This is a genomic window from Rhodococcus sp. MS13 (assembly GCF_013277835.1).
Classification (GTDB): Bacteria; Actinomycetota; Actinomycetes; order Mycobacteriales; family Mycobacteriaceae; genus Rhodococcus_F; species Rhodococcus_F erythropolis.
In genome coordinates, this window is the sequence record NZ_VBTL01000003.1 from 298,392 (window position 1) to 307,681 (window position 9,290).

The window sequence follows — 9,290 nt, forward strand, 5'->3', positions numbered from 1 at the left end:
ATGGCTTACGACGTTGCCCGCGTACGGGGGTTGATTCCCTCACTCGGTGACGGCTGGATCCACCTCGATCCGCAGGCCGGAATGCAGATCCCGGACGCCGTCTCGCGGACGGTCTCCACCGCGTTCCGTGCCTCTGCGTCTTCTTCCTCCGGTCGCCACGTCTCGAACCGTCGTAGTGCTGCCATTCTCGAGAGTGCGCGCACCGCGGTCGCCGATCTGGTCGGCGGAGATCCTGCGGGAGTCGTTCTCGGATCAGACCGAGCGGTGTTGTTGGCTTGGCTCGCCGAGTCGCTGAGTTCGCGGTTGGGCCTCGGAACCGGTCTCGTGCTCTCGCGCCTCGACGAAGAGGCCAACGTCGCACCCTGGCTCCGCGTGGCCAGTCGCTACGGCGCCCAGGTGCGATGGGCCGAGGTCGAAATCGAAACGTGTGAGCTCCCGAGTTGGCAGTTCAACGATCTCATCACCTCGACCACTCGCTTGGTGGCCTTGACGGCCGCATCACCGGTCGTCGGTTCGGCTCCGAACGTCCGTGCCGCAGCTGATCGTCTGCACGAATTCGGCGGACTGATGGTGGTCGACGCCGTCGGTGCAGCGCCATATGCGCATGTGGACATGGCTGATCTCGGGGCTGACATCGTTGCCGTCAGCGCGCCGTCGTGGGGCGGTCCACAGGTGGGCGCACTCGTCTTCCGCGATCCCGGACTGCTCGACCGAATTCCGGCCGTGTCGCTCAACCCGTACGCGCGTGGCGCCGAGCGACTCGAGGTGGGCGGTCATCAGTTCGCGCTGCTGTCCGGTCTCACGTCGTCGATCGATTTCCTGGCGGGCTTGGACGAATCGGCAACGGGAACCAGGCGTGAGCGCCTCGAAACCTCGATCAGCTCGCTGCAGGACTATCAGGACGGTCTGTTCGATCACCTCATGCGTTCTCTCGCAGCCCTGTCCAACGTGATGGTGATCGGCGGCGCACCCACGCGGGTGCCGACGCTCAGCTTCACACTCGAGGGGATGGCGGCAGACAAGGTCGCCGCGCACCTGGCCGACAAGCGCATCGCAACGGTCAGCGGTACGCATGGTGGTTCCAGGCTGCTCGACGCCCTCGGTGTCAACGACGAAGGCGGCGCGGTCACCGTCGGCCTTGCGCCGTACACGACGCGGTACGAGATCAATCAGCTGGTCGCCGAACTCGGCGCCCTGGGCTGATCGATCCCGCTCGGCTCACTTCACGGTGAGGATGACCTTGCCTACGGTTTCCGGCGAATCCAGCAACTGATGGGCTAATGGCGCCTCGGTGATCGGAAGTTCGGTCGACACGATCGGTTGAACCGATCCGTCGGCGATCAACGGCCACAACTTCGCACGGACGTCGGCGACGATGTCCGCTTTACCGCCGGGGCCGGTGAGCGGACGCCCGCGCAGGCCCGTCGACGTGATGTTTCCGCGCTTTCCCATCAGCTTGGCGATGTCGACCTCGCCCTTGCGGCCACCCTGCATTCCGATGATCACGACGTGGCCATCCATGGCGAGTGCGTCGACGTTGCGCCCGAGGTACGACGCTCCCATGTTGTCCAGAACCACGTCGGCGCCGTGGTTGTCGGTGGCTTCGGCGAGTGATGCTACGAAGTCGCTGTCGCGATAGTTGATGAGAATATCCGCGCCCAATTCGCGGCAGCGGTTCAATTTGTCCTCCGAACCCGCGGTAACTGCGACGCGGGCGCCGAGGGCTTTGCCGACCTGGATGGCGTGGGTGCCGATTCCGCCGCCACCGCCATGGACGAGTAGTACCTGTCCGCGTCGTAGGCCGCCGCGCATCACGATGTTCGACCACACCGTGCACGCAACTTCCGGCAGAGACGCTGCGACACGGAGATCGACGCCCGCGGGAACGGGGAGAAGTTGTGTTGCCGGGACCGCAACCTTCTCGGCGTAACCGCCGCCGGCCAGCAATGCGCAGACTTCGTCGCCGACGGACCAACCGGTGACGTCTTCGCCGAGTTCGGTGATCACACCCGAGCATTCGAGGCCGAGAATGTCACTCGCGCCGGGCGGCGGCGGGTAGAAGCCTTGACGTTGGAGCAGGTCGGCGCGGTTGACTGCGGTCGCGGCGACCTCGACGAGTACGTGCCCGCGAGGTAGTTCAGGATCGGGCTGCTGCGCCCATTTCATGACCTCGGGGCCGCCGGGCTGATCGATCGTTATGGCGTACATGGATACGACGCTAGCGAATCTCCCCGCTGACGGGTGTTTTGCCGCTACCGTCGCGGACGTGACTTACTTCGGGAACATGCAGAACGAGATCTATCTGACGGGACTGAGCGGCGCGAAGCCGGCTTTGCCGATGACTGCGGCAGGCTTGGAAGATGCCGCGCGCGAGCAACTCTCACCGGAGGCCTTCGGGTACATCGCCGGTAGCGCGTCGACCGAACGAACCGCGGTGTCGAATCTGCGGGCGTTCGACAAGCATGCGATCGTGCCGCGGATGTTGCGGGGGACTGCGGCGCCCGACGCGCGCGATCTGAGCGTCGAGGTGTTGGGGACGCGGTTGGCCGCACCGATTCTGACGGCTCCGGTGGGAGTGCTCGGCTTGGTCCACGACGACGCCGAGGTTGCGGTCGGTTCGGTCACTGCCGAGTTGGGGATCGGATCGATTCTCTCGACGGCGGCGTCTTCGACCATCGAAGACGTAGCGGCGGCCTCGGGCGATAACTGGTGGTACCAGCTGTACTGGCCGGCCGACGACGAGCTTGCCGAGTCGTTTGTCCGTCGGGCGGAGACGGCGGGCGCGAAGGCTATCGTCCTGACTGCCGACACTCCCGGTATGGGTTGGCGTCCAAGGGATCTAGAGCTCGGTCACCTGCCGTTCCTGCAGGCGAAGGGTATTGCCAACTATCTGTCGGATCCGGTGTTCCGCGCCAAATTGGCGACGCCTCCCGAGGAGAGTGCAGAAGCCCTGCAGATCGCGGTTCTGACGTGGGTGTCGTTGTTCGGCAATCACGCGGTGCGGATCGCGGATATCGCGAAACTTCGCCAGTGGACGACACTTCCGATCGCGGTGAAGGGAATTGTCCATCCCGACGACGCACGTGAGGCCGTTGCGGCCGGCGCCAACGGCATTGTCGTGAGCAACCATGGTGGGCGTCAGGTCGACGGGTCGATTTCGGCGCTCGACGCTCTCGGTCCCGTCGCTGATGCGGTGGGGCATGAGGTGGACATCCTGATGGACTCCGGAATTCGTTGTGGCGCAGACGTAATCAAGGCTCTGGCCTTGGGTGCCGACGCAGTGCTGTACGGGCGACCGTGGGTGTACGGATTGGGATTGGCCGGAGCTGACGGAGTGCGTCATGCGCTCCGAAGTCTCCTGGCCGACCTGGATCTGACGATGGGGCTGGCGGGGCTGGCATCGGTCGCCGAAATCGATTCCTCGATCCTCATGTCCAATTCGTGACTTTAGGGTGAGTCTTACTGTGACGGGCGGACACAGGTCTAAACTTGGAACCTGTGACAGCTGAAGCGACAACCGAGGAGACCTCGCAGGCGGCGCACGGTGAGACACCGTGGCTGACGCCATGCGAGATGCGTGCATGGCGCGGCTACATGGACGGTAATCAGCGCCTCATGGAGGTTCTCAACCGCGAACTGCAGGATTCACACGACCTGTCGTTGGCCGATTACCGCATTCTGGTCATGCTCTCGGAGTCAGCTGACGGGTCGTTGCGGATGAGTGACCTGGCAGACGGCGTGCTGTCTTCGCGCAGCCGCCTCACGCACCAGATCCGGCGGATGGAATCTCAGGGCATCGTCGTGCGCGACACTTGCGTCGAAGATGGTCGCGGCGTACTTGCGCGGATCACGGAAGAGGGTAGGCGTCGCCTCGCCGAGGCGGCACCTACTCACGTGGCCGGAGTGCGGAACAATCTGGTCGATCTGCTGACTCCCCAGGAACTGGACGTGCTGGCAGACGTCTTCGAGAAGGTCGACAAAGCCATCGGCGAGCGCTGACGTCGGAGCCGTTTTCGCGGTCCGCGGGAACACCCGATAGGATCGCCCACGGAAGCGTGGCAGAGCGGCCGAATGCACTCGCCTTGAAAGCGAGCGTGGCGTTAAACCCACCGGGGGTTCAAATCCCTCCGCTTCCGCCAAAGCAAAGGCTCTGACCTCGGACTTCGGTCCAGGTCAGAGCCTTTACTGTTTTCGGAGTCACACTGCTCGGGTAGTGGGCGTCAGAACCGCACCGTGAACACCACGTGGTGATTCTCTCGGGCCGCGCGCTGGAAAAAGTCCGCCACTTCCTGCAACCAGCCCCAGGCGTACCGGCGCTCGTCGGGACCGTACTCCGGGTTGCGGTCGTCGAGCGGCATCGCGTCGTAGCGCACGCCGAACTCGGATTCGGTGATTTCCGCCAGGTAAGAGGAGACTTCGGCGACCCGATCGGGTGCCAGGTAGGTGACGAGTTGGTCGTCGGTGTCGGTGTTGAGGTCTTCGTCCCCCAAGATCACGCCGTAGGCCGGCCAGTTCTCGGACACGCGCTCGTACCCCGTGCTGGAGAGGGCGCACAGGATCGGATCCCACGCCTTGTCCGTGTCGCACGAGAACTCGGATCGGCCCGTCTCCTCGATGTCCTCGACCACAGCGCCGAGTTTGTCGTCGTCGCCGCGCGCGTCCAGAAGTTCCGCTGCCACGCTGTCTGACAGCGCGAAATGCACTCCAAGTTCCATGGCGTGATGCTAACGGCTGACCTTGCCGGCGTCCCCGCCCTCACTACAAGGCGAATCGCCTTAGGTAACGATCCTGCTCTACCTACCGCCGAAGCTACCCATCGTGAGCCAGCTGTCATACATACTGCATCGGTGATTCCGACAAAACGGACCGGCCTTTCTGTTGTATCGCTGGTGATCCTCGTCGTCGCGGGGTTGCTGGTCGCAGCCCCTGCCAGCAGCGCCGCGCCGCCGCCTGACTGGAAATACACAATGGTGGCGTTCAGCAATGCCAGCGACCGTGACATGGATGTCTACGAGTCGGCCGACGGCACCGGCTTTCAGCTCGTCCAGCAGTCGGCGTACAGGCCGCCATCTGGGCTCGTGCGTGATCCGAGCATCTTCCGGAACACGGACGGGTTGTATTACCTCACCTACACGACGGGTGGTGGGGCGAACATCGGGTTCGCACGCAGCAGCGACCGCATCAACTGGACGCCGCTGGGGAACTATCCGGTTCCGTTTTGCTGCGCCTTGATGCCTGGCACGGGAGATGGCACCGGTTCTGCGAGCCCCCCGGGCTTCTCGGGTTCGGCTGGTTTCAGCGACGGACCGTCGCTGTCACCATTCGTCACCAAGGCCTGGGCTCCTGAATGGTTTGTGGACGGCGATCGCGTCAACGTCATCCTGTCGATGTCGACCGGTGGAGGATTTGTGCCGTATCTGATGACGGCGTTGGAACCGTCGCTCCGGTTGTGGAGCCCGCCTGTTCCACTCGCCGGGATCGGTGCGGACCACATCGACACCACCGTGGTCAAAGTCGGATCGACCTATCATGCGTTCACCAAGAACGAGACGAAGAAGGTCGTCGAGCATGCGGTCGCTCCTTCGGTGACGGGACCTTATTCGTTTGTCCCGCCCGGGAATTGGGGTTCGCTTGTCGAAGGTCCGGCCGTGGTTCAGTTGCCGAGCGGCGACTGGCGGATCTATCTCGACGCCTATACCGAAGGAAAGTATCTCTACTCCGACAGCACGGACGGGCTGAACACCTGGTCTCCTGTGCAAGAGGTTCCTGGGGTGTCCGGGACTGCACGGCATCTCGGCATCATGAGAGAACCGGCATAACTTTCGACCCCGAGTTGGTAAGGCTCTGATCAAGGACTCCGGTCTTGGTCAGAGCCTTTTCTCGTACTTGCGTACTACTTCTGCGCGTCGTCTGCACGTATCAGTGATTGACAAGCTAACGGTGCGACGCAAGTGGGTCTTGCGAGTTCGCGCCGACCACGAAGTGAACATCTCCGCGTGAACCATGCAGAGTTGCGCTCCTAGGCCCCGCTCAGGTGTCTTGATTGCGATCGATTGCCAAGTAGTGCCTGTTGGTTGCACATTCAAGTACGTGCACTGGCTGGATGTCCGCACTTTCGGCCTTCAAATGCCCTGAGGCCCACGAAACGTGGGTTCAGTTCGGTTTGCCACACCGTTTCTGAGGGTTCTTCTTACCTTCAAACCGTGACCTTGCTCATAGTGGGACCTAGGTCCTTTTTGCTGATGATAAGCCTGTCGATATATATCTGTTACCGAAAGTTCACCCTAAATCCAAGATGGCGGAGTCGGCGCGCTGGCGGGCAAACAGGACGATTGGTACCGTCCGGTAACCAATTCAGTTAGTTGTCGGCTACCGCTCTGGTTGCTGTGTCACGTGGAGGAGCAGTTCATGTCGCTCGAATCGCAAAACGGCCTATCCCATCGTCGATCGAGGGTCGCAGTGGGGCTCGCGACGTGTGCGGTTGCCGCGCTGTCGTCTGGTGTGGTCTTCGCAGGGAGTGCATCGGCAACGCCGACGGCGTTGGCGGACAAATTCGCGAGCACTGTCACCGATGACGGTTGGTCGTTGGATCTTGCCGCCACGAAACTGTCGGCGAACCCGGTGCCGAATCTGGCGACGACGGCGTTCACCCGTGAGGGGTTCGTGTCGGCGAAGGTGACCGGCACGATCGGTGGTCAGGGCGATTCGGCAGTGAAGACCGGTTATGTCGAGCAGGGATTGCAGATCGGCTGCCAGATCGATGTTTCCTCCGGACTTGGCTTGGGGCTTGGTTTTTCGCTCGGCCCGTCTGTCGGTGTGAGTATTTCGGGTGTCCCGTCGGCGAACGTGGGTGTGAATGCGTCGGTGAATCCGAGTATTCAGTCGACGATTGCGCCGGGCACGATCACGACGATTCCGTTGGGGAAGAAGGATCTCGAGTCGTCGAAGGCGTCGATCACGGCAGAGAACGTGCACGTGAAGGTTGATGCGTGCATGGGGCCGGTGACGATCCGCTCGTACGCACAACTGTCGGTGTCGACGGCGACGTCCGACAACACGTTGTTCGTGTACTCCGATCCCGCCTGGCTCTGACCCTCGCAGACTTCGCCGGCGCTGCTGGCGAGTAATTCCTGATCCGTCCCGTCCCGGGGTGGTTACTCATCACGCTCACAAAGGAGAAATCATGAAGATTCGTACCTTGGCCACTGCCGGAACCCTCAGCGCAGGTATCGCCCTGATCGGTGTTCTCGGCGCCGGCGTGGCATCTGCTGCAACTCCGATCGTCGAACCTGAGCAGGGTCGGATCGGTCTGTCGCTCTCGAATGCGGAAACCGCGGCGTTGGCGGCGAGCCCGATCCCGGACGCCATCTCCGACATCGTTCCAGGCTCGCAGCGGTGGATTGAGCTCGCACCGGGCTCGGCGCTCACCGTCGGCCCCGATGGCAAGCTCAGCGCCCCCGACCGCGTAGTGATCGGCGAAGCCGCTGCACATGCTGGTGGCTACGTCGATGTCTACCTGGCTGATCCGAACAACCCGGCCAACGCCGGGTACGTCACCCTGGCCTACCAGTACTGGAACTGATACCGCGCCCAGTACCGGCGACTCGTTGTCCCCGCTCTCCCTTCCTGTTTGGAGTTCCAGCCATGACCGTCAACAACGCCGAACGTCGCAGTGTGCAAACGGAACCCGCTGCCGTCGACAGCAAAGACGTTGCAGACGTTGATGACTGGGATCCGGACAGCGAACTCAGTCCACTTTCCAAGGCTGTGATCGCCACCGCAGTCGGACTGGGGTTGCTGATCGCGGCATTCGCGGTGATCGGGAAGCTCGCCGGCTGGGCGAACGACTACGGGACGATCCTGGTTTACCTGGCATTCTTCTTGTGGATGTCGATCTCCGGACGGTTGTTCTGGTGGGGCGCAGACAAACTCATCGCGCTACTCCGAACGAAGAAGAGTGACAATCGTGGTGCGCACCGGTGAAGTCCGGTAGACGACTTCGCCGGACTCTCGCGGGAGTGCTTGCCGCCGGGGCGCTGTTGACCGGAGCGGCCGGAGTGATCGGTGCGGGAATCGCACTCTCCGCCGCTCCGGCGAACGCGACGCCGGAAGAAGACTGCGCGGCGGTGCGGGCACGTGATCATCAGATCTACCTGAATCTCATTGCGTCGCTGCCACCTGGTGCGCCCATCCCGCCAGAGATCATCAACCCGTGCCTGAGTGCGCCGTCCACGACGTCGACAGCTGCGCCGACGACCACTGTCGGGCTCCCCGGTGCGCAGGCTCCAGGCGGTGGCCCAAATGTCGGGGCCAATGCTCCGACGAACTTTCCCACCTACAACGGCACCCCCATCGTCCCTGTGCCGACGATCGAGGTTCCGCCCATTACTTCCGAGTCCCCGGCCTCGGAAACTGGTGTCGGTGCATTCCCCAATGCATCGGCATCAGCGGTTCCCTCACCCACACCCACCCCGGGTGAGGGAACCACCACCGATCGCGGTCCAGGACCGATCCCCGCGGATTCGGATTCGGATTCGAATATCGCACCGGCCCAAACGGTTCCGGATCCGGCAGCAGATGTTTCCACAACCGGGGAGGACTCGGGCCGTGACAGGTATCTCGAACTGGTCCTCGTCGGGGCCGCGGCGTTCACCGCTGCGGGTATCGGAGTGCGCGGGCGGCCGGGACCTTTCAGCCCCCGCACGCCCGAATCAGTACTCTCCCAGGCGGTCGGGACTGTCGCGTCGCCGTTGACTGCGTACGCACCTGGCGGGCAGTCCTCGTTGCGGGTGTTCGATCCGATCACCGGCGGAAGCCGGTTCTTCTTCCTGATCCACGACGAAACGTCGTCGCACGAATCCGTGATTCCGGTGACGGTGCCGCCCGGCGGTCACATGAGTGTCAACCCCGATGGCACGGTCACCGTCTTCGACGCCGACGGGAATCCGGTCTCGACAATCGATGCCCCGTGGGCGTACGACGCCAACGGCACTCCTGTTCCGACGCATTACGAGATCCGGGACGGGCAACTCGTTCAGGTCGTCGACACCGCCGGTATCGAGAACCTGCTCTACCCGATCCTCGCCGACCCGGAGCTGACACCGGAAGAACGTGCTGCGCTCGAAGCGCAGGCGAACTTCATCGGCCCGATGACCCCGGAGGGCGAACAAGCACGCAGGGACGCACAAAACGTCCTCGCCGCCAACCCCCCGGAGCCGGCAGATTCAGGCCTCGAGCAGCTCATGCTCGGTGACCCTAACTCCGAGGCCTCCGAACCGCCGATCACCGAA

General features: G+C 63.1%; 9 protein-coding genes, 1 tRNA gene and 1 pseudogene. 9 read left to right on the forward strand and 2 right to left on the reverse strand.

The window, feature by feature from the left end; all coding sequences use genetic code 11:
• Window positions 1-1,203: a cysteine desulfurase-like protein gene (locus tag FEZ59_RS07060; RefSeq protein WP_097388025.1), complete on the forward strand. Its 1,203-nt coding sequence runs from the start codon at window positions 1-3 to the stop codon at window positions 1,201-1,203.
• Window positions 1,204-1,218: 15 nt separating this feature from the next.
• Here the strand turns inward: FEZ59_RS07060 and FEZ59_RS07065 are convergent, their stop codons facing one another.
• Complete coding sequence (locus FEZ59_RS07065; RefSeq protein ID WP_172932463.1) at window positions 1,219-2,208, reverse strand: NAD(P)H-quinone oxidoreductase; 990 nt, start codon at window positions 2,206-2,208, stop codon at window positions 1,219-1,221.
• Here FEZ59_RS07065 and FEZ59_RS07070 point away from each other — a divergent pair.
• The 3 genes from FEZ59_RS07070 (at window position 2,207) to FEZ59_RS07080 (ending at window position 4,139) form a co-directional block, all read left to right on the forward strand.
• Window positions 2,207-3,445 carry a lactate 2-monooxygenase gene (locus FEZ59_RS07070; protein WP_019746446.1) on the forward strand — a complete coding sequence of 413 codons (1,239 nt, stop codon included), beginning with the start codon at window positions 2,207-2,209 and terminating at the stop codon, window positions 3,443-3,445. The genes FEZ59_RS07065 and FEZ59_RS07070 overlap by 2 nt on opposite strands.
• Before the next feature lie 128 nt (window positions 3,446-3,573).
• Window positions 3,574-3,999, forward strand: a complete 426-nt coding sequence (locus tag FEZ59_RS07075) for a MarR family transcriptional regulator (RefSeq protein WP_020968140.1) — start codon at window positions 3,574-3,576, stop codon at window positions 3,997-3,999.
• A 50-nt stretch (window positions 4,000-4,049) separates the two neighbouring features.
• Window positions 4,050-4,139: transfer RNA gene (locus FEZ59_RS07080), tRNA-Ser, on the forward strand.
• A gap of 81 nt (window positions 4,140-4,220) precedes the next feature.
• On the opposite strand, the gene FEZ59_RS07085 is transcribed toward FEZ59_RS07080, so the two are convergent.
• Window positions 4,221-4,715 (reverse strand): YfbM family protein, encoded by a 495-nt coding sequence (locus FEZ59_RS07085; RefSeq protein WP_172932464.1) that lies wholly within the window; start codon window positions 4,713-4,715, stop codon window positions 4,221-4,223.
• A gap of 252 nt (window positions 4,716-4,967) precedes the next feature.
• Between FEZ59_RS07085 and FEZ59_RS07090 the strand changes: the two genes are divergently transcribed.
• The 5 genes and pseudogenes from FEZ59_RS07090 to FEZ59_RS07110 form a co-directional block, all read left to right on the forward strand.
• Window positions 4,968-5,819, forward strand: coding sequence for a glycoside hydrolase family 43 protein (locus FEZ59_RS07090; protein ID WP_223257880.1), 852 nt, complete (start codon window positions 4,968-4,970; stop codon window positions 5,817-5,819).
• 589 nt (window positions 5,820-6,408) lie between these two features.
• On the forward strand, window positions 6,409-7,092 hold the full coding sequence (locus tag FEZ59_RS07095) for an MspA family porin (RefSeq protein ID WP_029537404.1): 684 nt from the start codon (window positions 6,409-6,411) through the stop codon (window positions 7,090-7,092).
• Window positions 7,093-7,183: 91 nt separating this feature from the next.
• Window positions 7,184-7,582: a hypothetical protein gene (locus tag FEZ59_RS07100; RefSeq protein WP_019746452.1), complete on the forward strand. Its 399-nt coding sequence runs from the start codon at window positions 7,184-7,186 to the stop codon at window positions 7,580-7,582.
• 62 nt (window positions 7,583-7,644) lie between these two features.
• Window positions 7,645-7,983, forward strand: coding sequence for a hypothetical protein (locus tag FEZ59_RS07105; protein WP_019746453.1), 339 nt, complete (start codon window positions 7,645-7,647; stop codon window positions 7,981-7,983).
• Window positions 7,980-9,290, forward strand: a pseudogene (locus FEZ59_RS07110) (hypothetical protein); the annotation flags it as partial. The gene FEZ59_RS07105 and the pseudogene FEZ59_RS07110, both read left to right, overlap by 4 nt.